The organism is Alkaliphilus peptidifermentans DSM 18978, assembly GCF_900101495.1.
In the GTDB taxonomy this organism is placed as follows: Bacteria; Bacillota; Clostridia; order Peptostreptococcales; family Natronincolaceae; genus Alkaliphilus_C; species Alkaliphilus_C peptidifermentans.
Genome location: NZ_FMUS01000029.1, coordinates 1 through 23,784, shown reverse-complemented (window position 1 = coordinate 23,784; position 23,784 = coordinate 1). Strand labels below are relative to the sequence as shown.

General features: G+C 34.5%; 21 protein-coding genes, 1 pseudogene and 1 other annotated feature. Of the genes and pseudogenes, 7 read left to right on the top strand and 15 right to left on the bottom strand.

The features are described from left to right. Positions 1–17: 17 nt before the first annotated feature. The 12 genes and pseudogenes from BLP68_RS17455 to BLP68_RS17400 all read right to left on the bottom strand — a co-directional run bounded on the left by BLP68_RS17455 (position 18) and on the right by BLP68_RS17400 (position 14,314). Complete coding sequence (locus BLP68_RS17455; protein WP_091546370.1) at positions 18–377, bottom strand: ArsR/SmtB family transcription factor; 360 nt, start codon at positions 375–377, stop codon at positions 18–20. Between the two features lie 135 nt (positions 378–512). Next, positions 513–1,529, bottom strand: coding sequence for an ABC transporter substrate-binding protein (locus tag BLP68_RS17450; RefSeq protein WP_176759091.1), 1,017 nt, complete (start codon positions 1,527–1,529; stop codon positions 513–515). A gap of 73 nt (positions 1,530–1,602) precedes the next feature. Beyond that, complete coding sequence (locus BLP68_RS17445) at positions 1,603–2,337, bottom strand: MgtC/SapB family protein (RefSeq protein ID WP_091546368.1); 735 nt, start codon at positions 2,335–2,337, stop codon at positions 1,603–1,605. An 80-nt stretch (positions 2,338–2,417) separates the two neighbouring features. Beyond that, entirely contained in the window at positions 2,418–3,485 is a 1,068-nt protein-coding gene (locus BLP68_RS17440) for an ABC transporter ATP-binding protein (RefSeq protein WP_091546365.1), read from the bottom strand. Positions 3,486–3,495: 10 nt separating this feature from the next. Beyond that, the gene (locus BLP68_RS17435) at positions 3,496–5,196 is read right to left on the bottom strand and encodes an ABC transporter permease (protein WP_207647939.1); all 1,701 of its coding nucleotides are present in this window, start codon (positions 5,194–5,196) and stop codon (positions 3,496–3,498) included. 89 nt (positions 5,197–5,285) lie between these two features. Continuing rightward, on the bottom strand, positions 5,286–6,344 hold the full coding sequence (locus tag BLP68_RS17430; protein WP_207647938.1) for an ABC transporter substrate-binding protein: 1,059 nt from the start codon (positions 6,342–6,344) through the stop codon (positions 5,286–5,288). Positions 6,345–6,555: 211 nt separating this feature from the next. Beyond that, positions 6,556–7,842 (bottom strand): PTS ascorbate transporter subunit IIC, encoded by a 1,287-nt coding sequence (locus BLP68_RS17425; protein WP_091546362.1) that lies wholly within the window; start codon positions 7,840–7,842, stop codon positions 6,556–6,558. Further along, complete coding sequence (locus BLP68_RS17420; protein WP_091546359.1) at positions 7,839–8,147, bottom strand: PTS sugar transporter subunit IIB; 309 nt, start codon at positions 8,145–8,147, stop codon at positions 7,839–7,841. Before BLP68_RS17420 ends, BLP68_RS17425 begins: the two co-directional genes overlap by 4 nt. Then, on the bottom strand, positions 8,144–10,246 hold the full coding sequence (locus tag BLP68_RS17415; protein ID WP_091546354.1) for a BglG family transcription antiterminator: 2,103 nt from the start codon (positions 10,244–10,246) through the stop codon (positions 8,144–8,146). Before BLP68_RS17415 ends, BLP68_RS17420 begins: the two co-directional genes overlap by 4 nt. 184 nt (positions 10,247–10,430) lie before the next feature. Beyond that, complete coding sequence (locus BLP68_RS17410) at positions 10,431–12,302, bottom strand: stalk domain-containing protein (protein ID WP_176759090.1); 1,872 nt, start codon at positions 12,300–12,302, stop codon at positions 10,431–10,433. A gap of 382 nt (positions 12,303–12,684) precedes the next feature. Then, positions 12,685–12,975 (bottom strand): annotated as a pseudogene (locus BLP68_RS17405) (glutaredoxin family protein); the annotation flags it as partial. Positions 12,976–13,189: 214 nt separating this feature from the next. Then, complete coding sequence (locus BLP68_RS17400; protein WP_176759089.1) at positions 13,190–14,314, bottom strand: GerAB/ArcD/ProY family transporter; 1,125 nt, start codon at positions 14,312–14,314, stop codon at positions 13,190–13,192. Between the two features lie 83 nt (positions 14,315–14,397). Here BLP68_RS17400 and BLP68_RS17395 point away from each other — a divergent pair, with 83 nt between their 5' ends. The 6 genes from BLP68_RS17395 (at position 14,398) to BLP68_RS17370 (ending at position 19,584) form a co-directional block, all read left to right on the top strand. After that, positions 14,398–16,008, top strand: a complete 1,611-nt coding sequence (locus tag BLP68_RS17395; RefSeq protein ID WP_176759088.1) for a spore germination protein — start codon at positions 14,398–14,400, stop codon at positions 16,006–16,008. Between the two features lie 13 nt (positions 16,009–16,021). Continuing rightward, the gene (locus BLP68_RS17390) at positions 16,022–17,173 is read left to right on the top strand and encodes a Ger(x)C family spore germination protein (RefSeq protein WP_091546342.1); all 1,152 of its coding nucleotides are present in this window, start codon (positions 16,022–16,024) and stop codon (positions 17,171–17,173) included. After that, positions 17,173–17,397, top strand: a complete 225-nt coding sequence (locus tag BLP68_RS17385) for a hypothetical protein (protein ID WP_091546339.1) — start codon at positions 17,173–17,175, stop codon at positions 17,395–17,397. The genes BLP68_RS17390 and BLP68_RS17385 overlap by 1 nt, the downstream gene beginning before the upstream one ends. A 96-nt stretch (positions 17,398–17,493) precedes the next feature. Further along, positions 17,494–17,943 carry a hypothetical protein gene (locus BLP68_RS17380; protein WP_091546336.1) on the top strand — a complete coding sequence of 150 codons (450 nt, stop codon included), beginning with the start codon at positions 17,494–17,496 and terminating at the stop codon, positions 17,941–17,943. Further along, positions 17,943–19,199, top strand: coding sequence for an N-acetylmuramoyl-L-alanine amidase (locus tag BLP68_RS22005; RefSeq protein ID WP_207647937.1), 1,257 nt, complete (start codon positions 17,943–17,945; stop codon positions 19,197–19,199). Before BLP68_RS17380 ends, BLP68_RS22005 begins: the two co-directional genes overlap by 1 nt. Continuing rightward, positions 19,192–19,584: a hypothetical protein gene (locus BLP68_RS17370; RefSeq protein WP_091546333.1), complete on the top strand. Its 393-nt coding sequence runs from the start codon at positions 19,192–19,194 to the stop codon at positions 19,582–19,584. The genes BLP68_RS22005 and BLP68_RS17370 overlap by 8 nt, the downstream gene beginning before the upstream one ends. 54 nt (positions 19,585–19,638) lie before the next feature. Here the strand turns inward: BLP68_RS17370 and BLP68_RS17365 are convergent, their stop codons facing one another. Together BLP68_RS17365 and BLP68_RS17360 are read right to left on the bottom strand one after the other, a co-directional pair. After that, positions 19,639–20,403: a MerR family transcriptional regulator gene (locus BLP68_RS17365; protein ID WP_091546329.1), complete on the bottom strand. Its 765-nt coding sequence runs from the start codon at positions 20,401–20,403 to the stop codon at positions 19,639–19,641. Positions 20,404–20,596: 193 nt separating this feature from the next. Further along, positions 20,597–21,367 carry a MerR family transcriptional regulator gene (locus tag BLP68_RS17360; protein WP_091546327.1) on the bottom strand — a complete coding sequence of 257 codons (771 nt, stop codon included), beginning with the start codon at positions 21,365–21,367 and terminating at the stop codon, positions 20,597–20,599. 166 nt (positions 21,368–21,533) lie between these two features. On the opposite strand from BLP68_RS17360, the gene BLP68_RS17355 reads away from it, so the two are divergent. Beyond that, entirely contained in the window at positions 21,534–22,046 is a 513-nt protein-coding gene (locus tag BLP68_RS17355; protein WP_330389218.1) for a flavin reductase, read from the top strand. A gap of 186 nt (positions 22,047–22,232) precedes the next feature. Here the strand turns inward: BLP68_RS17355 and asnA are convergent, their stop codons facing one another. Further along, a complete protein-coding gene (gene asnA, locus BLP68_RS17350) occupies positions 22,233–23,255 on the bottom strand; it encodes an aspartate--ammonia ligase (RefSeq protein WP_091546324.1) in 1,023 nt (340 codons plus the stop codon). Between the two features lie 107 nt (positions 23,256–23,362). Continuing rightward, positions 23,363–23,614: a binding site (T-box leader), on the bottom strand. Positions 23,615–23,784: the final 170 nt, after the last annotated feature.

The window sequence follows — 23,784 nt, the reverse complement described above, 5'->3', positions numbered from 1 at the left end:
ATAACAATGTGTACAAACTATTTTTCTTGAATATGCACTAAACCTTCATCAAATATGTTTTTAATATGCTCATCATCTAATGAATAGTACACTATTTTACCTTCTTTTCTGTATTTCACTAACCTAGCTTGTTTCAAAACCCTTAGTTGGTGAGAAATTGCCGACTGTGTCATACTAAGTAATGCAGCTATGTCACATACACACATTTCGGATACAAAAAGTGCGTATAATATTCTAATCCTTGTGGTATCTCCAAATACTTTAAATAGCTCAGCTAGGTCATATAAATTTTCCTCCTGAGGCATATTTTCTCTTACTTTATCAACAATATCCTCATGAATTATATTGCAGCTACAGGTATCTATTTTTTCATTCATCTTAACATTATCCTCCTTCATAAATATTTATATGTGAATGTGTACTCATATGTTCATATATAGAATACTCCCTTTTAAATATTTTGTCAATGTAATTCTTCCTTTTTGAGCAAAAAAAAATGGAGTTAACTCCACTTATTTTATTTCCACTTGCCTTTTCCAGTGTTCTAGTATCCTCTGTCTATTTATTCCGGCCCATTCATGGTCGTAATCTACAATATTCAATTCAGAAAGTGGAAACGCCTCCATAGGAGAAATTGCTTCCCGATTGGTCAATAAATGATAATTTCCCACTTGTTTTCCCAGCTCCTGTGCCTGTTTTGTAAGGACCCAGTCAACAAATTTTTGTGCCGCTTCAATCTCTGGTCCATCTTTAATAATTGCCACAGCACCAATTTCATAGCCGGTTCCTTCCATGGGAAAAGAAATAACTATTTGATTATAACCCTCCTTAAAAAATTTAACCGCATCCTGTGCAAACAGAATGGCAACACCCATATCGCCTGTTCCAACTAATCTACCAGAGGTACTGCCTGAAGTCGTATACCAGCCTATTTGCTGATGCAGCTGTTGTAGATATTCAAAGCCTTCATCTTCACCATAAAGCTGTATGATGGTGGCTAGAATTGTATAGCCAGTCCCCGATGTGTTGGGGTTTGGCATCGCAATCATCCATCTGTATTTCGATTGAAGTAATTCTTCCCATGACTTAGGAACTGTAAGACCATTTTGCTGAAGCCACAATCGGTTGCTGACAATAGCAATGGGACCTGCATATATTCCTGTCCAATATCCTTCATCATCTTTAAAAATAGCATCAATATATTGCCTATTGGGAGATATATATGGGGTTAATAAGCCTTCTTGCTTTGCTTGAATGAATGTGTCCACTGGGCCACCAAACCAAATGCTGGCACGTGGATGATCCTTCTCATCCTGGAGACGCTGTAATATTTCTCCTGCAGATAATCGAGTATATTTTACCTTAATTCCCGTTTCCTTTTCAAAGGCTTCAATTGCTTTAATAGCATGATCTTCATATAGTCCAGCATAAATGTGAAGCTGTTTGGCTTCTTCTTCTGATGCACACCCCATTAAAGCAACTAATAAAATTGAAGAAATTAAACAAATTATTATTAGTTGTCTACCCATAAGCTCTCCCCCCATTCTTCTATTTTAACCTGATTTTATAATAATTCAAAGGAGAAGTTTACAAAACTAGTACTTAGATATTACCTACTCTATCATCATCACTCCATAACACATCTTCAACACCACTGATATTATTTATTTCTTCAACTAATGCTCTTTTATTTAAATTCCTGAGAAGCTTTAGCGCAAAATGGATTTCTAATGAACTTTCTGAGCCTACTGAATCCAATGTCTCTAAAAACTCATCCTTCCTATAGTCATAGTCTTCTTCTATATTAATAATATGAATATCTTTTATGGTAATATTATATCTTCCAAAGATCTGACCAATGTCCCCAATCAGCCCCGTTCGCTCCTTGCATTGTACTATTAATATCTTGTATTTTTTTGCAAATACTCTTTTTTCTACTACCCCAAGGCTCATTAAGGAAAAAAGAACAATGGCTGCAGTCATCAGTCCTCCAACATAATATCCTCCTCCAATGGCTAGGCCAATTCCTCCACACACCCATATACTGGCTGCTGTTGTTAGTCCGCTTATACTATTACCAGTCCTTAAAATGGTTCCGGCACCTAAAAAACCGATGCCACTCACAACTTGAGCAGCCAACCGTGCTGGATCTCCGCTACTGCTTAAATTATCAAATCCCTGGGTTGATAAAAGCATAATTAATGAAGAGCCTAATGTAACAAGAATATGGGTTCTAAGCCCAGCTGGCCTATTATTTGCTTCACGCTCCATTCCAATAAGTCCACCAATAACTGCAGAAAGTACTAATCTGATTATTAGTTCGTATGTACTAAGCATTAAAACCCTCCTTACTATTAGCACCATATGCTTATCAATTATTATCAAAGAAAAACTTGCTATGGAGTGAATTTAACATATTATAAAATATGCAGAGCCTGCTGGTCAAATCCGATTCCCATCTGCTGGCCAATCTTATATATAGTTTTTCCTGTTGGATTATTTTCGCTTATTTCTAAATTGGATCCAAAAAAATCAACCCCATATTCATGGTTTTGACCCATGAACACACTTTTATCCACTTTAACAGTAAAATCTTTCTTGCCAACTAGAACACCTTCAGGCCTGATAACAACTCTAACTCTTTGCCCCACATCAAATTTCTTATACACTTTTACTGTGAAACCTACACCATGTATGTTAACAATCACTTCACCTTCATCTATACCTACTATTTCTCCATCCAAAATATTAGCCCGGCCAATAAAATTAGCCACAAATTCATTTACAGGCCGCTGGTAGATTTCCTGTGGTGTCCCTTCCTGTTCAATAATTCCTGCATTCATGATAACCACCCTGTCTGAAAGGGCCATGGCTTCCTCTTGATCATGGGTTACATAGATAGACGTAATTCCCACCTTTTGCTGTATTTTACGGATTTCATCCCTCATGTGTATTCTCAGTTTAGCATCCAGGTTTGACAGTGGCTCATCGAAAAGCAGTACCCCGGGCTCCATAACCAAGGCTCTAGCCAATGAAACTCTTTGCTGCTGTCCACCAGACATTTGTGCTGGAACCCGCTGAGAAAAGTCCTCCATCTTCATCATTTTAAGTATTCTTTCTACACGCTCTTTAATCTCAGCCTTTGGACGTTTTTGAATTTTTAATCCATAGGATATATTATCAAACACATTCATATGTGGAAATAAGGCATAATTTTGAAAAACCATAGCTGTATCCCTTTTATCAGGTGTTTTAGTGGCGACATTTTCTTCACCAATAAACACATTTCCATGGGTTGGCATTTCAAAGCCTGCAATCATCCTTAAGGTGGTTGTTTTGCCACATCCAGAAGGTCCCAGCATGGTTACAAATTCCCCTGGTTCAATTTTTAAATTAATGTTGTTGACAGCAACCACCTGATCATTAGCTGTTGTTACAAATGTCTTATTTAAATTCTCTAGATATACTTTTTTAATTGACTTCATTTTTTCATCCCTACCCTTCCATATCACTGGTATCTATACCAAGTTTAGACAGAATAAACTGCATTGTCCATACAACAACGGCTACTATGATGATTAATATTGTGGAGTAAGCTGAAGCTACCCCTATTTTTCCTACATCAATTTGATTCATGATGGCTGCGGTTAACAAATTGTATCTTGCCGAAACCAGGAAAATTACTGTACTGACCAGAGTCATGCTTCTTACAAAGGTATACACCAGGCCACTGAAAAAAGCTGGTCGTATCATAGGTATTGTGACAGAGGTAAATACCTTACTGCTGGAAGCTCCCAAAACATTGGCAGCCTCTTCAATTGAAGGATCAATCTGCTGTAGTGCAGCAATACCAGATCTGATTCCAATAGGCATACTTCTCATGATAAAAGCAATGATCAATATAGTAGCGGTCCCTGTTAATACTAAAGGTTTAGTATTATAGGATAAAACATAACCCAATCCAATAACTGTTCCTGGAATTGCAAGGGCCAACATCGTAGTTACTTCTAAAAAGCTTTTTCCAATAAACTTTTTCCTAACAATTAAAAAGGCTATTATCATGGCTAATATACCACTTAAAGGAGTGGCTGCTAGGGCTAGTAAAGTAGTATCCTTAATAGGCTTCATCCCCAAATTAAAAACATATTTGAAGTGGTTTAATGAAAAGGAGTAATCTGCGCCCCACAATCTAATGAAGGCTCCTATAGGTACCAAAATGTACATTAATCCAACAAAAACACTCATAGACAGAACAATCCAATAAATCGGTCTAGTAATTTTAGGAGTATCAATTAACTCTCTAGCACGGGAAGCCTTGCCAGTAACTGTGATATAGGATTTTTTACCTATATAGTATTTTTGAACCATAAACACTGTAGTAGAAATAATAAGTAGTACAATTGCCAGTGCTGTACCACCACCCATATCATAATTACCGATCCCTTGTAGATAAATCTGGACAGCAAGGGTTGTATAATTACCTCCTATAACCATGGGATTACTAAAATCTGCTATTGACTGAATAAATACCAATAGAAAAGCATTAGCTAAACCAGGCACCATTAAAGGCAGGGTTATTGACTTAAAAACTTCTCCTCGGGATGCGCCTAGATCCCTTGCTGCTTCTTCTACAGATGGGTCAATGCTCTTTAGTAAGCCAACCAGCAATAGATAAGCCACAGGAAAGAATGTCAAGGTTTGAACCAGAACCAGTCCATTAAGTCCATAAACATTGGCTTCTCGCATCCCCAGAATTCCCCTTGTTATAAATCCATTACGTCCAAACAGCAGGATTGTTGATAAAGCAATAACAAAGGGAGGTGAAACCATAGGTAAAATGGCTATTGCATTGAAAATTCTTTTATTACGTATCTTTAAATATGCAGAAGCATAGGCAAATAAAAAGCCAATTACTGTTGAAATTACACTAACAATTATTCCAAGGTAAATCGTATTCCATAGGATTTCCTTTGTGGAAGACATTTGAAAGATTTTAGTATAATGATATAAGGATAATTCATTCTTATAATAAAGACTTTCCATGAATATTTTAATTAAAGGGTACAGAATAAATAAAAATACAACAATCAGAACCCCTATAATTGTTATCATTAAAACAGGATCCCGCATATTTTTCTTTATATTATCAACTTCTGTCTTTAGCTTTATTTTTTTATATGACACTTTCTCTATCATTGCCATCCCCTTCTTTCAGCTAGCTCTATAATGAAAGAATCCTTGCAGAAAATACAGGGATTCTTTCATGTGAATTAAATAATCTTATACTATTCTGTTGGTGGTGATGTTTTAGTTACGTTATTGAATTTTTCAATCAAGTCTGCTCTATTCTTACCTGCCCAATCAAAATCGTAGTCAATTAATTTTGTATCCTTTAACTCCATCGCTTCTTGAGGTGGTACAGCATCAGGGTTTGTTAAGAATTGGAAGGAATCAACAACGCTTCCCAATTCTTGAGCTTCCTTTGTTAATGCCCAGTCAACAAATAATTTTGCTGCCTCTTGGTCGGGGCCATTTGCTAATATAGCTACACCTCCGATTTCGTAGCCTGTTCCTTCTATTGGAGCAGAAATTACGATATCTTTAAATCCTTCCTTACGATATTTAATGGCATCATGAAGAAAGGTTATTCCAATTGGTATTTCCTTTAATCCAACCATTCTTCCAGGGGCTGTACCGGATTTCGTATATTGACGAATCTGTCCATTTAGCTTTTGTAAGTAATCAAAGCCTTCATCTTCACCCTTCAGCTGGATCGTTGTTGCCAGCATTGTATAGGCTGTACCAGATGAACCTGGATGGGCGGTTACAATTTGTCCTTTAAATTCAGGCTTCAGTAGATCTTCCCAGGATGTTGGTATATCATATTTTTTCTCTTCAAACCATTCCTTATCTAAAACAAAGCCAAGATATCCTGAGTAAATTCCTGTCCAGTATCCTTCTGAGTCTTTGTATTTATCAGGAAATTTTTCTGCATTAGGAGATTTATATGGTACCAATAGGCCTTCTTCTATTGCAGCTATGTAGGCATCCACAGGACCGCCATACCATATACTTGCTGACATGTTATCTTTTTCTGCACGTATTCTTGCTAGTGTTTCACCACTACTCATACGTACAAAGTTTGTTTTAACACCTGTTGCTTTTTCAAATTCCTTGACTGCCATCATGGCATGATCTTCCATTAAGCCTGCATAAATTGTTAATTTTAAATCTTTTGATGCTGGTGCTCCCGCATCTGCTGGAGTTTTATCAGGACTACATGCCACCAATAGCATTGTAATCAATAAAATAACAGAAATCATGATACTCATTTTTTTTGACATCTCTTTTCCTCCTTTTTAAAACCTTTATTTGCTTGAATAGGTTTTCAAGCACTGCTGAATCAGAAGCTTTAAAATATTCAGCTATTTATTCTATTTTACTTGAATCATTTGGAATAGTACCATACCCTCTCTTTGCCACTTAAAATGGCAGAAAAAGAGCACCCCATGAATGTGTAAATCTCCAAATTCATGGGGTGCCATAATGCTCTTTTTATTTACCTAGTATTAATTCCAGTATCCATTTAACAATAAACCCTACAATTGCAAAGTCAGAATCACCAAATGTTGCTCTAACATATCCTAAACCTGATAAGATAGGAATTAAATAGTAGGGTAGAAAAGTAATAACAAATCCATGGATAAAGGATGCTATAATTAAGCCTCTTTTTCTACCAATTGTATAGGCTATAACACCTGCTGCTCCTCCAGAAAAGAAATGAGTCACAATGCCAGGAATAATAATTGTATATTGATTTGATCGTAGAATAAATAAACTCATTGCAACTAATCCCCCCAGTAAGCTGAACAAAAATCCAAATATTGATGCAAGAGGGGCATAAGGGAATAGAATTGGGCAGTCTAAGGCGGGAATCCCTTTGGGTACAATTTTTTCACTTATACCCTGAAAGGCTGGTACAATTTCTGATAATAACATACGTACCCCCATCAATATTACATAAACCCCTGCTGAAAACCAGATAGACTGCATAGCAGATATTACGATTGTTGGACGTTCCAAAAACAATTCTGCCATTTGCTGTCTACTTACAAAAATGCTAGCTGTCAGAAATAGAATAAACATAAATATGGTAGTAGATAAAATATGATCTTGGAAAAACACTTTTAGTTTCTTTATTGCAGGAGGATGTATCTCTTCTTGCTGTTGAGGCAAGGCTTTAAAGCAGGATGCAATTACACCTGCAATCACAAATCCAACACTATTAAAGTGTCCGACTGCAACACAATCATTTTGTGTAACTTTTCTTACAAAGGGTTGTATGATGGCAGGCCCTATAGACATTGCCACAGCCAATAGGCTTGCTCCCAGCATTATTCCCTGCCATTTGTCAAGGGATGAAACTGCCAATACTGCAGCCAGCATTGATGCCATAAATAATATATGATGCCCTGTTAGGAAAATGTACTTTAATGGGCTGAACCTAGCTATCAAGAGATGTATCATCATTCCAAAAAACATAATCCAGGCTATATAATTACCATAATTAATTTGTGCCAATGCAGAAATGACTTCATTGTGGGGAATAATTCCAATGACTTGAAAACCTCTTTGTATCAGCAAAGATAAGTTCCCAAGAGCAACTCCTGCTGCAGAAGCACCTATTTGTATTAAAATGTATCCCAGCATTGTCTTAATGGTTCCCTGGATGATTTTTTCAATTCCTTTTTTCTGAATAATAAGCCCAATACAGGCAATTAGCCCCAGAAGAAAAGCTGGCTCTCCCAACACACCTCTGCTAATTCCATCTAAAAAGTTCATTGCGTCCCCTCTTTTTCATTTAACCATTTTTGAATAATATTGCTATTAAACAGCCTCTCACTTATGTAATGACGATTCACAATATCCTTCAACGCAATTGTTTCTGTCTGATTTTGCTCCGGTAAACAATCAATAACTTGTTTTGCACCAATGATTAAATCTGCCTTTATATAACTGGCAGAGCCAATGTCTGAGTGCTCTACCCAAATATTCAGGTTATTTTCCCTTGCAAATTTTTCAATAAAAAGTCTCATGGCTAAACTTGTACCCAAGCCACTTGTGCAAACTACAAGTATTTTTTTCATAGTAAGTTTCCCTCTCTTTTTTGAAACCAGTCATAAATATCTAAAGAATTATAGGTGTTTTTTAACAAGTTTAAAAAAGATTCATTATTCAAAGCATCAATAAGCATAGCCAGAACATCGACATGTTTCTTATTATCTACTGCTGCCATAGTAATCATCATCTCAATTGATGTTCTCACTTCCTTTAATACAACTGGTTTGTTAAATGTTACCAGACTAAATCCGGTGCCCCACACACCTAGTTTGTTAGATGCATGAGGAAAAATAATTCCTTCTGTAATCACAAAATGATGACTGGGATTCTTAATCATCTCAATAAGCTTTTCTTCATACTCTATACCAATAAGCCCCCTCTTTTTTAAGGGTGCTGTTCCTAATCCAATCATTTCCTCCACTGTTGAGGGAGGATCAGCCATTAGAACAATTGATTCCTCCGGTAACAGCTGTGCAATAGTCCCTTCCGAATAACTTATAGGAAGAAATGAATTATTTCCTTTAAACAATTGTATTAACTCTTTGTATAACTTACTTCTATTTTTAATATCACTACTTTTTTCAACAATTTTAATTACCTCATTGACTGTATTAATATACTGTAGCTCCTTCGCTTCTCTTTGATCAGGTATTCCAAGTAATTCTGTTATTTTTCGTTCATTTTCTCTGGTTAACAGGGGTGAAACCTTGATCCAGGGCATAGAAAGATTATAATAAATATCAATGGTTGAAATGACCAGATCCACTTCTTTAAGTGTTAGATCCTTTAAATCCTTATAGGAGCATTTTTTCACAATGTTAACTTGAGGGTAAATATCCAATAACCTTCTTTGTAGAATATTTACGGTTCCTAATCCTGAACTGCAAACAATCGCAATACGCTTGATAGGTGAAACAGGCCTTTGTTCTATGCCTGCCCCAATATGCATAGCAATATAGCTTGCTTCCTGTTGATCAAATTGGACTCCCTTTGGAGCAAGTACTTCGTTAGTGATTTGTAAAATTGTTTCTAATAATTCTTTGTACTCTTGTTGCAGTTCTGAAAATAACGGATTGCAAATTTTTATATTATACTTTGATCTATATATGGCTGGCTTTAAATGCATTGCCAAGCTTTCAATAATACGACGGCTGGTTAAAAGTGGCTTTTTGAAGCTTCTTTCAGCTTCTATAACGATTTTTTTTGCCAATTCTAAACACTCTTTATCCTCTTGATCCTTTTTATATTCCTTTTGAGCTGTTAGAATATGCTGTGTAATATATCCTATCTCTGTTAAAGGCAGCTTAATCCCAAAATAAGGTTCTATCCGAAGCTTAACTATTTTTTCTGCTGTTTCAAATTCTTCAGTTTGCCGTAGTTCCGTAAGCAATTTTTCATCCATAGCTACAAAATGCTCTTTTTTCAATCTTTCAAGTGACAGGTAAATATGTAAGATCAGTGCTACATACCCATTATCGGAAAAAACAATAGATAGGGTCTCCTCCAGCTCTGATACCACTTCAAACAAATAATGCATGTCCTTTGGTTGAAACCATCTCTTCCATTGAAGTACATTCATTATTTTCGAATCATTGTATAATAGATAGTCTAATATTTTTTCTCCAGAGGCTTCTTCTTTTATTAAATATAAATAGGCTTTTCTTCTATACAGTTCCCTACCACTTATCTTTACTTTGCCTTTTTCTCGTATCAGTTTTAAATTCTGCATGTTAAACCAGGCTTTTAAATCAGCTAGGTCACTTATCAAAGTTTTATCACTTATTTTAAAGGTTTCTATTAAGTCATCAAAGGCTACTTCAGATTTTTCCAGCAGTTCCTTTGCAATCTCCTTAGAACGACTTTCTGGAGATAGATATTCGATTTTTTCATCAATAAAGCTCTGTACTTGTTGCCATTTTTCACTATCTATGTCTAACTTTAAGCCGAATTTTCTATTTCGTGTAATAAAAATATCTTTATCCTTTAGACTGGATTCCAGCATTAAGATGTCATGCCTGATGGTTCTTTGAGATACATTGAACTTCTTGGATAGTTCCTCAACAGTCATATAATCCTGATTATGTACCAACTGCTCCATTATTTTCTTTTGTCTGCTGGAAATCATAAGTAACACCTCTGTGGTAAATTATTTTTTTAATTATAACACATTTTTATTATTATTTTGTAAATTGTTGTGAATAACTCTTCTTATAAAAGAACGCTCCTATACAATAAAAAAGTCGGATACCAATAGACAACCTTGGTACCCGAACTTTTTTAAATGAATTGCTTCCTAATATGAATATATTTTATTCTTCTGTTAAATCCAATAGAATACTTCCCACCTCTGGGCTAATAATACAATAAGATACAAATTCACCATTCAACGCACCAGATACAATCACGTAATCTTTACTTCCAAAGCTGGTTAATTGAAGCTCTCCTTCATCCTCCAATGTTATTTTTATAGAATTACCAGCAAGCATGGTAATATATGCTCCATTATATGTGGCACCTGTATTTAAATGATTTATTATTTCTACTATTTCATCCTGTGAAAACTCCTTAATTTCTTCCTGCATTAAACTGTATAGCTTCATATCCTTAATTGATTCTATTGATATACCTTTTTCCATCTCCAATAAAGATTCACCAACTTCATCTTCAATTGAAATTCCACCATTACCTTGATTAATGTCTGTTATATCCCACTGAAGCTTTTCAATACTATTACCTTCAAATCTAATTAAAGCATGTGGATACGTTATAGCATCTGTAACAGGAACACCTTCTTCTGGTGATACTAATGTGGCATAAATATATGCTGTACCTGGTGTTACCTCCGTTACACTCTCTACATTTAATTCATATCCTCCACTTGGTTTTTCTCCAGCAGATATTAGAACATGTTTCCACTTTCCATCAGTTAAAGAATGAACACCCTCTTCATTAATGTTTTCTAAATACCAATCCATTAATTCATCATTTTCAACGATCATGTAGTCCATTGCTTTCTCAAAGTCTATAGGTCTTTCAACGCTAATTATATCTCCTTTATTTTGTGTTTGAATAATAACTGAGCGATTTTCGTCATTCCAGCCTACTATGGCTCCTAATGCTTCAGCGACAAACCTACCAGGAATGAAGGTGCGGCCTTCTATAATTTTAGCTGGCACGTCTAGATTAATGGTTTCTAAAACTTGCTCTTTATCAATATCTCGTGTTATTACTGCAGTATCCTGTCCAATATGCAGTAAAATACTTACATCATCCATAATAACCTTGACAGCATTTTCTTCTCCATCCCATTCAACATTAGCGCCCATTTTCTCCATTACACCTCTAACTGGGATCAATGTACGGTTATTTTCAATAATAGGCATAGCATCCAACTCTGGCTGTTCACCATCAATATATATTAATATACCAGGTTCTTGCTTAAAATCTTTATTCCCTATTGTATTAGTGTCTCTAATAATTCTATCCTGATCTGTACTTGATACTGGTTGATCTAAATCATTTATTTTAATGTTGTCGTTAATTTCTACTGGCAAAGTAACTGCCTGTATCCCTTCAACAATCTTAACCTCATCTCTACCTATAATATCATAAAGGTAATTTGCATTATCTTCATTATAGGGGATAATTCCTATTTCAATATAATCATCCATAGGACCTGTACTGGTTACACTAAAACCGTAAGCTTGAATTTTTTCTGCATACTTTTCAAAGACAAAGTTATCAATTTTCCAATGCCTTTCAGCTAGCTCATGTCCACTATACATTTCCCTATCGATAATTCTATTTGTAATGTCAATTGGCAAAGTAACTGCCTGATGACCTTCAACAACCTTTACATCATCTCTACCAAATACAGCATACAAATAGTCAGCATTCTCTTCATTGTAGGGGGTAATTCCTATTTCAATGTACTCATCCATTGGCCCGGTGTGGGTTACAACAAAGCCCCATTCAACAATTTTATCGACATTCTCCTTAAAAAGATAATTATCAATTTCCTGATGTCTTTCATATAAGTCATATCTATCTTCTATTGCTATTTCTATTTTACGCATGGTACCAGATTCTACATCGTAGGGATTTGCAAACACAACACTGGAAGATATTACACTGAAGCAGATACCTGCTACTAACGCCTTTGAATATTTTGACCTAATCATAAAAATCATTCCTCCTAATTATAAGTAATTATATAAAGTATAATATAAGCTTTTTTAGATAAATCTTATAAATATTATCTACCTTTATCCGTCATCCTCCTTTCTCATTTCTAGTTATAAGACGCAAGTATTTATATTTTGTTCCATTATGTTTTTGAAAATGTTGCAAATCTTAAATTGTTGATTCTGTCATAAATAAAAGCATAGCTCTAGAGCTATACTTTTTCCATTTTTATTTTCTAAATAATATCCAATTTAATGTAAATAGATTATTATTACATTATTATATGAAATACTGTGTTCCCTCATTAGCTTTTTATATTTTATTGTAAAAGCTATGGAATACACACCCCATAGCTTTTCTTTGTATTTATTAAGTTTTTTATGTAGCCATTATAAATTGGTACTCACAATTTTTACAAGTAATACGTAGCTTTCCTTTGTTTTTTGGTACCCGCATTCTAGAGCTACATTTTTTACAGCTAATTACTGTGTAATCTAATAACGCTTCTATTTTTCCTATATCCAAACCTACTATAACCTGATCATCTATTAAAAATGCTGGTACTCCCTTTATATTTAATTTAGAGAATTCTGATCTTGCAATTGGATCTTCATTGACATCCTTTTCCACAAAGATAATACCTTTATTCGAAAGAGCCTCCTTCGCAGTGTAGCAATGGGGTCATGTTTTACTGGTAAAAACTATTACTTTTTTCATTTATTCCACTCCTTTAAACCATGGTTTTTTCTATTTTTCTTCTTTCTTCTATTATACTATACTCGATGCTCAGTTAATAATTTATCTATAGGTTTATTTACCCTATATCAATTATCCCAGCTAGTGAAGTGGTGGCATTACTGATTGTAATGTGAACTATTTTATACTACTGCGTAGATTTGTATTTTTTTCTACCGTCCTTCATTTTGATAGTTATAAAAAGTAGTAAGGGTATTAGGAAAAATAAAGGTAAGCTTATCAAAAAATATGGAACCGTAATACCTAAGATAATATCAAAACGCGGAATCAAGAAGGGCATTGCAACCCCAATTAAAATGGCAATTGGTACTGAAAAAGTACTTACTTCATCTATATTAAAGAAATCTGAAACAATCTCGCATGTAACATAATAGGTCAATATAAATTTAATAAAGGTTGTACAATAAAAAACTGCTAAAAACATTGCATCAAGCCTTACTAGCACATCCCCCACCTCAATTAGACGAATTGTACTAAAGGGTGGAAAAACAAGAGTCTTCAGTGTAGCCTCTTCAAATGCCAGTATTGCGGCAAAGGATCTGAAAGTTAGTAATATTGTACTCAATACAATGGCAGTAAAGCTACACACTAAATATTTCATCTTATTATCTGAAGTAACTTTTGAATTCTTATAGAAAAAGATCACTGGCAATATCTGAGCAAAAGGAAAATTCATATTTGGAATAGCCCCTTCTAAAACTGGCTTTATACCTTCTGCCATAATGGGTGTTAGCTTCAATAATTCTAATTTAGGTAAAACCAGTATAAACAAAAAGAAGTAAACTAATATAAGTATAGGTAATAAAAATTCTATTAATCTTGCTATTGTTTCCAAACCTAATTTAACTGCATATATAGCTGGTACTATTAAAAAAATAGTAAAAACGTAGCCTGGGGTTTCTGGCATTGTTATTTTTCCAAAGTAATAAATATCAGACGCAATTAGAGCGCTTAAAAGAAAAAAGAATGCTAAATAGTAAAAATTTACAAAACCACCAATTACCCTCCCCCAATATCTATTAACTATTTCAGTAAAAGATTCTCCATCACACAATGACTGAGGGAGATAGTGACTAAATATAACAACAAATGCCATGATTGAAGCAATTAGATTTGATATCCATACGTCTCTTCCAGCCTCAATAACACCTGGTAAATAAAGTATTATCGCTCCTCCAAGCTGTGCTATTGTTACGAAAAATAACTGATAAAAGGATATCACTTCCCAGTTGTTTTTAGATTTTTTTACCAAAACAAGCACTCCCTTCATCATATTATAGTGTTTGATAATTTATCAAAAAAATGTACAAAATATGTTTTAGGGAGGATTTGCAAATGAGAAAGTCAAATATAAAAAAACTTAAAAAACCAGTTAAGCTTATTAATAAGGATCAGATAGATATTAAAGAGGATATTGAGTCAATTGTGGAAATTAATATAAACTCTATTACATCTGACCTTACCACTAATATACATATCATTAATTCTTTACTGGCTAAAAGCTACGATCTAAGATTTAGGTATATTGATATATCCACCATTCCCACCACTAAAAGCGTTGTAATTTACCTTGAAAGCATAACTGATACAAATAAACTGGAGTCTACAGTAATAGCTCCCCTCATGCAGGGAATCGTAGAAAGATGTTTAGATGAGAGGGTTCGTTTTTCAGCTAGCCCCTATGCTATAGTTAAAGAAATCTTAATAAACAGTAGTATAAAAGTAATGGAAGACATTAGCATGATTATTGATGAAGTTCTTGTGGGTAAAGGTATTCTTTTTATTGATGGATATTCCTCAGCAATCATAATTGACATTGCAAGGGAAGCTGACAAAAAAAGTACAGAACCAAAGACAGAAAAAATAATTAACGGTCCTCAAGAGGCCTTTGTTGAAGACATTGAGTCGAATATTTATATTCTAAGAAAAAGAATAAAATCTAAAGACTTTGTAATTAAAGAGCTACAAATCGGAGAAGTAAACAGATCTACGGTAAAGGTACTTTATATAAATAATATAGCTGATGCCAAAATTGTAGATGAGCTCTTTAGTAGGTTAAATACAATTAAGATTGATACTATCTATGGCTCTGCCAGCTTAAAGGAATATATAAATGATTCTCCTTTAAATATATTTCCCACTATCTACAGTACCGAAAGACCTGACAGGGTAGAAGCGATGCTATTGGAAGGCAGAGTAGCTATTATTTGTGATGTTTGTCCTATAGCCTTGGTTGTTCCTTCCGTTGTGAGTGATTTTTTTTCTACACCTGAGGAGTACTATATTAATTTTTATTTTGCAACCTTCAATAGAGTTATTGGTTATATCGGAGCCTTTATTGTCATGTTCTTACCTTCCATTTATATATCCCTTACCACCTTCCATCAAGAAATGATACCTACAAGCCTCGCTCTAACTCTGGCAGGCACCAGGGCTGGTGTTCCTTACCCTGCCTTTGTAGAAGCCTTAATGATGGAATTGGCCTTTGAAGCCCTTAGACAAGCAGGCACTAGATTACCCACCCACGTTGGTCAAGCTGTTAGCATTGTGGGTGCTTTAATAATCGGTCAAGCTGCAGTTGAAGCAGGCTTGGTGTCCCCTGCAGTGGTGATAGTTGTTGCTATTACAGCTATTTTTTCCTTTACTATGCCCTACAATAATTTTTCAATGGCTTTAAGATTAACGAGATTTTTTAATATGGCCCTAGCAGCCATACTGGGTATTTATGGAGTTATGACAGGGGGCTTATTAATTCTTTTAAATCTTTTATCATTAAGATCCTTTAGTGTGCCTTTGATGGCTCCCTTTAGTCCCTTAAATCTTGAAGATATGAGGGATTGGGTTTTTAGATTTCCCCAATGGACAATTACTAAAAGGTCTTCTGATATTATTAAGGATAATCTTAAGAAAAAATCATCCAACCTTAAACCCACTACAAAAAAGTGAAAGGATAATCTCTATGAAAAAAACAATGCTATTGCTTAGTCTCTTAATCGTGATTACCTTTACCTCCTCCTGCTGGAGCCGTAGAGAAATTGAGGACTTAGGCTTTGTTATGGGCTTAGGCATATCTAAAACAGAAGCAGGACTATACACAGTGGTGGCGCAATTAGCCAATGCTAATGCGATTGTTTCTGAAGCTCCTAACTCAACGGAAATCTATACATTGGTTAAGGCAGAAGGCCTTACAGTATTCGATGCTTTGCGAAATCTATCAATGATTGCAAAACGAAGACTTTATATTGCACATTTAACTGCAATAGTAATCCATGAAGAGATTGCAAAGGAAGGCTTGAGTTTAATTATGGGTGTCTTTCTGCAGGATATGGAGCTTAGATTAGGTTCGTATGTTTTTATTAGTCAGGTACCGCCAGAAGAAATTTTTGACACCCCAAATTTCATTGGTTTAGTTCCTGCTATGGGATTAGAACTTATTGCTGAAAACTATGGTGCCAATTCAAAAATATTTATTTCCGACCTACATGCTACAGTTGAAGCTGTCAATAACCCAACTCTAAACTATGTAACTGCATTAGTAGAGAAAATACCTGGCCCTTCAAATAGTGAGATGTCTCAGATGAACCTCAGTAGAATTGTTATATTTGATAATGACAAATTGGCAGGATACTTAGATTATGAAGAAGGTCAAGCCTATAATTTTATAACTAATAATTTTAGAATAGGTCTTATTGTTTTTGAGCATGCAGGGAGTAAGGATAAAATTGTAATCGAAATACTTGAATCCAGCACCAAGATAATTCCAGAATATAGGGATGGAGAAATTTCCTTTAGGATTGTACTAAATATTAAGGGTAATATAGCTGAAAGAATACCAATACTACAAGGCTTCTCGGAGCTAGACATTGTACCTGTTCAAAATCAGCTTAATCAGGTTATAGAGGATAAGCTAAAAACCGCAATTGATTCAGCCCAGCAGGATTTTAAGATAGACTATTTTAATTTAAGTAAAGACTTTTCAAGAAAATATCCAAAGGAATTTAAAGAGATGCAGGAGGAATGGAATGATATCTTTTCAAATGCCAAAATCGATGTAGAGGTAAAGAGTTCAGTTATTCACTCCGCCCTAAATAAGAATAGGGGGAGAATATAATGAATTTAATTTTATTAATTCTTATAGCCAGTACGTTGTTGATAGATTTCAAAAAAATTGAAAAGAATAACAATCAAATTATATATATCTATATATCTATTGTTATTTTAATAATTATGGTTTCATTAGTTGATAACTATGAAATTTTATCTAGGAGTCCTTTAGAGATATTAATTGAAAAAATGCAACCAATAACAGGTTGGATTGAAATGAAACTAACTTAGCTTTGCTTGTACATATCTATGTTATCAATTATGCTTCACTCCTTCCCCTTCATAAACATATACTTTAATAGAGATCAAATGATTGGAGTGATTTTAATGTATAATACTGAAATTCTTAACAATTTACTAAGCTTAGTCATTCGGGGTTTACTTATTCCCGTAGTTCCCACTATTTCAGCATATTTGATATCGCTTATAAAGAATTATACATCGGAAATTATCAGTTGGTTAGAAAACGAAGAATTCATTAAATATAAGGAAGTTGCAGAATTAGCCATTCATACCACCGTTGCTTCGGTTTATCAAACAGGCTTAGAGGATATTTATAAAAGGATCAATGGACCTACTGAAGCTGAAATAGTAGCAGGATTTAATATGATGAAAGAAAAATCAAAAACTATTATTAGCGAAGCAGTAGCCCATGAGCTTGGAAAGAAATATCAAAATCTTGATAAGTGGCTTGAAAATAAAATATCCTACTACCTTAATCAAGAAATGTTAGATCCATTCCATTCAACCAACACTAATGAAATGGAGGTAATATAATGAGGATAATAATTGATTCTGGTCATGGTGGAAAAGATCCTGGAGCCAGTGGATTTGGTATGAAGGAAAAGGATTTGAATCTTATATTTGCAAATCTTCTTGCTACAGAGCTGGAAAAACTCAATATAGATGTTGATAGATCTTTGATCAATGACAACTACTATTCAGCTAAGGAATTGACCGATTTGATTAAAAGCTCTGGTTCATCAATCTGTATTTCTTGTCATAATAACGCATTTGATGGAACTGCAAGAGGCTTTGAAGTAATACACAGTATACACACCAACGGTACACTAGCAAAATTAATAATTGAAGAGGTGAAAAAAACAAGCTTTAAGGTTAGAAGAGCCTTCAGCAGGGAGAGTACACTGCCGTCAAATGCAGGTGAAGACTACTATTACATTATTAGACTAACATACCCAGATGTAGAGACTATAATAGTTGAATTCGGATTCATGGACAATGCTGCAGATTTTAAGCTTCTAACAGACCCTGCTTGGCAGAAAAAGCTTACCACTGCAGTTGCTACAGGAATAAGCAACTATATTACATCTAACAGCATTGGCAAAACAAGTATACTTGGGGACCCAGTGCTTACTCCAGATCAGCTGAAATCTGGATTAAGGGCAGTTAATAAATCCTTCGATACAGGAATAGTAGATTTATATTATAATATTTCTAAAATCTATGGAGTAAAAGCAGACTTGGCATTTATTCAAGCAATACATGAAACCAATTGGTTGAGGTTTACAGGAGTGGTTAAGCCAGAACAAAACAACTTCAGTGGTCTTGGAGCTACTGGTCCTAACAATCCAGGATTATCTTTCCCTACCCCAGAGGCTGGAGTTGAAGCTCACATACAGCATTTATACGCTTATGCCACCACCACTCCATTACCTAAAGGTCGTATCCTATATGATACAAGATTTAGCTTGGTACGAAGGGGTAGTGCTCCCAATTGGGAGGATCTTAATGGGAAGTGGGCAGTTCCTGGTATAGGCTATGGAGAAAAAATTATAGAAATGCATAAGAACATAAATGAAAAATACCCCAATGAAACACCTAGTCAACCCGTTACCCCAGAAAATCCTGTCGAAAACCAACCAACTCACTGGGCTAAAATCTGTCACGATGAGCTAACGGCAGCTGGCCTCCTTTATAGCGACCATACCAGTACACTAGATGAACCTGCAAGTAAGGGCATTGTTTTTTGTTTGGTAAATCGTATAAGGAAGGAGTTAATGAAGGATGAGTAGTTTCATATATATAACCTCAACCATTGTAATTATTGGATCGATTTTGGCACTTCTTTTTTTCATTATTAAGCTTGTGTCAGCATTATGTAAAGAAAGTAATTGTATAAGCTATCATGAAAAGGCTGATGCTACAATGTCCCGTTTGGATAATACTATCATGTTAAGCGTTATGACCATCAACAAATCGATGGTTGAAGAGCGTAAAAAGTCAAACTCATTTCTGCAAAAGGACAAAGAAGAGGCCTTTCAGGAATCCAAGGACAGGATTATGAATATTTTAAGTAATGAAGATCTTCAACACCTCAGTATTTATATAGATAATATGGAGGAATGGATAGATAATAGGATTGAGTATTATGTGAGGGTTTTAAAGAAGAACAAATAGTTTTTTTAGCTAAAAAGCATCAGCCTTTGAATTGGGCTGATGCTTTTTTTTGCTTTATTTTTTCATGCCTGTAAAAATAAAAATGGCATCCCTTAAAAATTCGGCAGTCCCTGCCTGTTTTTCATCGTAGTATGCTTTAAATCTCTCGTCATCAACATACATTTGCGCTAATCCAGCATGTGCCTCTTTACTGTAATCAGTCCAATAATATGTTAGCCATCGCTTGTGTAAAGCAGCAGCTTTCTGTGCTATTTCGCTGGCAGGATCACTAGTTTTAAAGGCTTCTGATAAAGTTTCAATTACTTCCTCTGAAAGTTTTGTTACTTCATCATATTCCTCTTGGGTCATGTTTTTTAGCTTGTTATTGGATTTATCAACAATGTCATTCCCATACTTTTCTCTAACCTCTGCTCCATATTTCTTTTCATTATCATCTACCATTTTCTGCTTAAAGCCTTCGAATCTTTCCATATCTGTCATTTTAAATCTCCCTTCCGATTCAGCAATTGATTTATTAACATTTGAGATTAATATATTCAATTGCTTTCTTTTTTCAAGAAGCTTCTCACGATGGTCTCTAAGTGCTTCTGCTCCATCAAATGAGGGTTCATTTATAATGCTTTTAATTTTGTCTAAGCTTAGACCCAATTCCCTATAAAAAAGTATTTGTTGCAGCATAGCAACCTCATTAGCACCGTATATTCGATATCCCGATGAGTTTATTCTTGCCGGCTTAAGAATATCTATCTCATCATAGTACCGAAGGGTTCTAGTACTGATTCCCGCCATTTGACCTAACTTTTGCACTGTATATTCCATTTGCTCACCTCCTGATAAATTAAATATACACCTTTACGTTGCGTCAATGTCAATATATTTACATACTTTTTTATATATTTTTTTTATATTTTCACATAATACAGTTTTGATAATCTAAATTACTGTTAAGAACAAAAGCATTTTTTACTAGTATTATCCTTCAAAATAACCTAATTAAGTAGCAACACTTTTATTAGGGTTTGTTTGAAGTATCTTTATAATTTATTCTATTCATTTTTTTCAGTTGATTTATAACATCTCTGGCATCCTTTTCTGATTCAATTAATGTCGATATCCATCTATCAGTAGCGCTTATTATATCTTCATGGGGTAGGGGTGTATTAATTAACTCTTTTATATTGTCTTTTTGTCCTTTATCTATAAATCTTAGCATACGATGAATTGACATTATACTATAGTTTGCACTCCTTAATGTACGAATTACCTTTATTCTATTGATTTCATAGGGGCCATACATTCTATAATTGTTTTTATCATTTCTGGGGGTATCAATTAACCCATTTCTTTCCCAATTCCTAAGAACATCTATAGATACATTAAGTAATTTAGCAACATTCATTCTTTTATAATAAATCCCTGTATCCTTATCCATTTCTCCATTGATCCACTTATCTATCAGGTCTAGTACCTCTTCTGCTCTAACTCTTTCGTTTTTTATATGTAATAGATAATTAAATGCTTTTTCTAAAGCCTCCTTTAGATTGCCCTGAGCCGCTGTTCTAACAATAGCTGCTGCCATCTTACGTATGTTCCCTTCCACAAACTGGCATCTTAATGCCATTCTGGCAAGTTTCATTTGCTCAAGATGTTCTTCTGTGAATACTCGATAGCCACTACTATTCCTAGGAATTACCTGTAAAAACCCCCATTCTTCGTAAAGTCGTACTGTATTGGGGTGTACACCTACCATTTTTGCTATTTCAGAGGTTTTATAATATTTCACTATATCTATCTCCTAACAAATAAATTACTACCTAAAACCTATTTCATCCAATACAATGTGGTAGTGGTAAAATACCTGTGAATATTTGCTATATCTTCTATTTATATTATAATGTAGATAACTTTACTATACAAAGTAATAATACTTATAAGGAGGATATTCCATTATGAACTTTTATGAGATTAAACCAGAACAGATTGAAAAAAACACATTTGAGCTTATTGGTAAGGATTGGACCCTAATTACTGCCGAAAAAAATGGAAAAGTAAATACAATGACAGCATCCTGGGGTGGATTCGGAGTAATGTGGAATAAAAATGTGGTTTTTATCGTTATACGTCCACAGCGCTATACAAAGGAATTTGTTGATGCTTCCGATACCTTCTCTCTTACCTTTTTTGAGAAAGAATTTGAAAAGGAATTGTCATATCTTGGTTCTGTTTCAGGAAGAAATGAAGATAAAATTGCAAAGTTAAACTTATCGATTGAATATTCTGGGGATACTCCAATTCTCTCAAATGCTAGTTTAGCCATGATATGTACAAAACTATATGCTCAGGAATATAAACCTGAATGCTTTATTGATACAGCATTAAAAGCAAATATGTACCCCCATAGTGATTATCATACACTCTATATCGCAGAAGTAACAAAGGTTTTAGTAAAAGACAATAGGTAAAATTAATGAGTAATTACTAATGATAAATAGCAAAGAAATTAGATATAAATGAAATGGCAAATTGATAATTGAAATTTAAAAATGAAATCGAAGAGTAAAGTTAATTAAAATAAGTGGGCCGATGAGAGTTTCGGCCCACACTATTCATTTTACTTAACAAACTTACACCGAATTTGACTATTGTATTTATAGCAATAATATACCTGCTCCTTCACATTCATCAATCATATCTTGTGGCCATATAGATGCTTGAACTTCTCCTATATGAGCTTTTTGAAGGAAGAACATACAAATTCTTGATTGCCCGATACCGCCTCCCACAGTGTATGGTAGTTCCTTATTTAGTAGCATTCTGTGAAAAGTAAGTTCTTTTTTGTCCTCTGAGCCTGTCAATTTTAGCTGTCTTTCTAATGCTTCTTCATCTACCCGTATACCCATTGAAGATAACTCTAAAGCTATGCCTAGTACAGGATACCAGAAGATTATATCTCCGTTCAATGTCCAGTCATCATAATCTGGTGCTCTACCATCATGCTTTATTCCAGATGCCAATTCACCACCAATTTGCATAATAAAAACTGCACCTTTTTCTTTTGCAATAGCATCCTCTCTTTCCTTTGGAGAAAGAGCTGGGAATCTATCTTCCAGTTCTTGTGTTGTTACAAAAGAAATCTTATTTGGTAAGAATTTTTGAAAGCTTGGATATAGTTTGCATACTTCATCTTCTGTTTTCTTAAATACTCTATAAATTCTCTCTACAACTTCCTTTAATGTATCAAAGGTTCTTTCTTCTTTTGAAATAATATGCTCCCAATCCCATTGGTCAACATAGATAGAGTGAATATTGTCAAGATCTTCATCCCTTCGTATAGCATTCATATCTGTATAGATACCTTCTCCATGATTAAAACCATATCTATGAAGAGCCATACGCTTCCATTTTGCTAGAGAATGCACAATTTCCACTTCTTTACCACCGACAGCCTTCACATCAAAGGCCACTGGTCTTTCTACACCATTTAAGTTGTCATTTGTTCCTGTTTCTGGTTGAACAAACAAGGGTGCAGATACTCTTGTTAAATTAAGTTCATATGCTAATGCTGCTTCAAAAAAATCCTTCAGTTGTTTAATTGCGATTTCTGTTTCACGAATACCAAGGGTTGACTTATAGTCTTTTGGTATTATCAATGAGTTATTTAACAATGTCATATTAATTCCTCCTAATTAGTATTTAACCTAAATACAGAATATCCCATGGCCATGGTTGATTATCCCTTAAAGGTTTATATAAATAAAAAAACCCCTCATCCCTATAGAAAAGGGACGAAAGGTTTAACTTCCGCGGTACCACCCAAATTAGTACAAAACTCACTTTATCAGTACAGAAGAAATATTCTTCGATACCTACCAATTTATAACGGTTTGGCTCCGGCTAAGTCTACTCTCCTGTTGGGATTTCGGTTAGCAACTCCGAGATGTTCTTCAATAAAGGCCTCGTACTGATCTCCCACTATCACCAGCTCGCTGAAACTACATCCTAAATCTACTCTTCTCTTCTTCGTTTTTTATATGTTATTTATTATTGTAGATTATATAATAATCAATTTAGACTGTCAACACTATTTTTGAATATTTGTGTTTATTTTTTGAATATTTATTAGCGTTTTTGAATGTTTATTAGTATACACAGCTATTATTATCTATGGAAATTAAAAAAACTAGTGTATATTATTACCTC

What these genes read in the sequence shown, in the direction of transcription:
- BLP68_RS22005 (WP_207647937.1), top strand. Translation starts at nt 17,943, where the DNA reads ATGAGGATAATAATTGATTCTGGTCATGGTGGAAAAGATCCTGGAGCC.
- BLP68_RS17355 (WP_330389218.1), top strand. Translation starts at nt 21,534, where the DNA reads ATGAACTTTTATGAGATTAAACCAGAACAGATTGAAAAAAACACATTT.
- BLP68_RS17420 (WP_091546359.1), bottom strand. Translation starts at nt 8,147, where the DNA reads ATGAAAAAAATACTTGTAGTTTGCACAAGTGGCTTGGGTACAAGTTTA.
- BLP68_RS17385 (WP_091546339.1), top strand. Translation starts at nt 17,173, where the DNA reads ATGAATTTAATTTTATTAATTCTTATAGCCAGTACGTTGTTGATAGAT.
- BLP68_RS17425 (WP_091546362.1), bottom strand. Translation starts at nt 7,842, where the DNA reads ATGAACTTTTTAGATGGAATTAGCAGAGGTGTGTTGGGAGAGCCAGCT.
- BLP68_RS17440 (WP_091546365.1), bottom strand. Translation starts at nt 3,485, where the DNA reads ATGAAGTCAATTAAAAAAGTATATCTAGAGAATTTAAATAAGACATTT.
- BLP68_RS17395 (WP_176759088.1), top strand. Translation starts at nt 14,398, where the DNA reads ATGAGAAAGTCAAATATAAAAAAACTTAAAAAACCAGTTAAGCTTATT.
- BLP68_RS17430 (WP_207647938.1), bottom strand. Translation starts at nt 6,344, where the DNA reads ATGTCAAAAAAAATGAGTATCATGATTTCTGTTATTTTATTGATTACA.
- BLP68_RS17445 (WP_091546368.1), bottom strand. Translation starts at nt 2,337, where the DNA reads ATGCTTAGTACATACGAACTAATAATCAGATTAGTACTTTCTGCAGTT.
- BLP68_RS17380 (WP_091546336.1), top strand. Translation starts at nt 17,494, where the DNA reads ATGTATAATACTGAAATTCTTAACAATTTACTAAGCTTAGTCATTCGG.
- BLP68_RS17365 (WP_091546329.1), bottom strand. Translation starts at nt 20,403, where the DNA reads ATGGAATATACAGTGCAAAAGTTAGGTCAAATGGCGGGAATCAGTACT.
- BLP68_RS17370 (WP_091546333.1), top strand. Translation starts at nt 19,192, where the DNA reads ATGAGTAGTTTCATATATATAACCTCAACCATTGTAATTATTGGATCG.
- BLP68_RS17410 (WP_176759090.1), bottom strand. Translation starts at nt 12,302, where the DNA reads ATGATTAGGTCAAAATATTCAAAGGCGTTAGTAGCAGGTATCTGCTTC.
- BLP68_RS17415 (WP_091546354.1), bottom strand. Translation starts at nt 10,246, where the DNA reads ATGATTTCCAGCAGACAAAAGAAAATAATGGAGCAGTTGGTACATAAT.
- BLP68_RS17450 (WP_176759091.1), bottom strand. Translation starts at nt 1,529, where the DNA reads ATGGGTAGACAACTAATAATAATTTGTTTAATTTCTTCAATTTTATTA.
- BLP68_RS17455 (WP_091546370.1), bottom strand. Translation starts at nt 377, where the DNA reads ATGAATGAAAAAATAGATACCTGTAGCTGCAATATAATTCATGAGGAT.
- BLP68_RS17390 (WP_091546342.1), top strand. Translation starts at nt 16,022, where the DNA reads ATGAAAAAAACAATGCTATTGCTTAGTCTCTTAATCGTGATTACCTTT.
- BLP68_RS17435 (WP_207647939.1), bottom strand. Translation starts at nt 5,196, where the DNA reads ATGATAGAGAAAGTGTCATATAAAAAAATAAAGCTAAAGACAGAAGTT.
- asnA (WP_091546324.1), bottom strand. Translation starts at nt 23,255, where the DNA reads ATGACATTGTTAAATAACTCATTGATAATACCAAAAGACTATAAGTCA.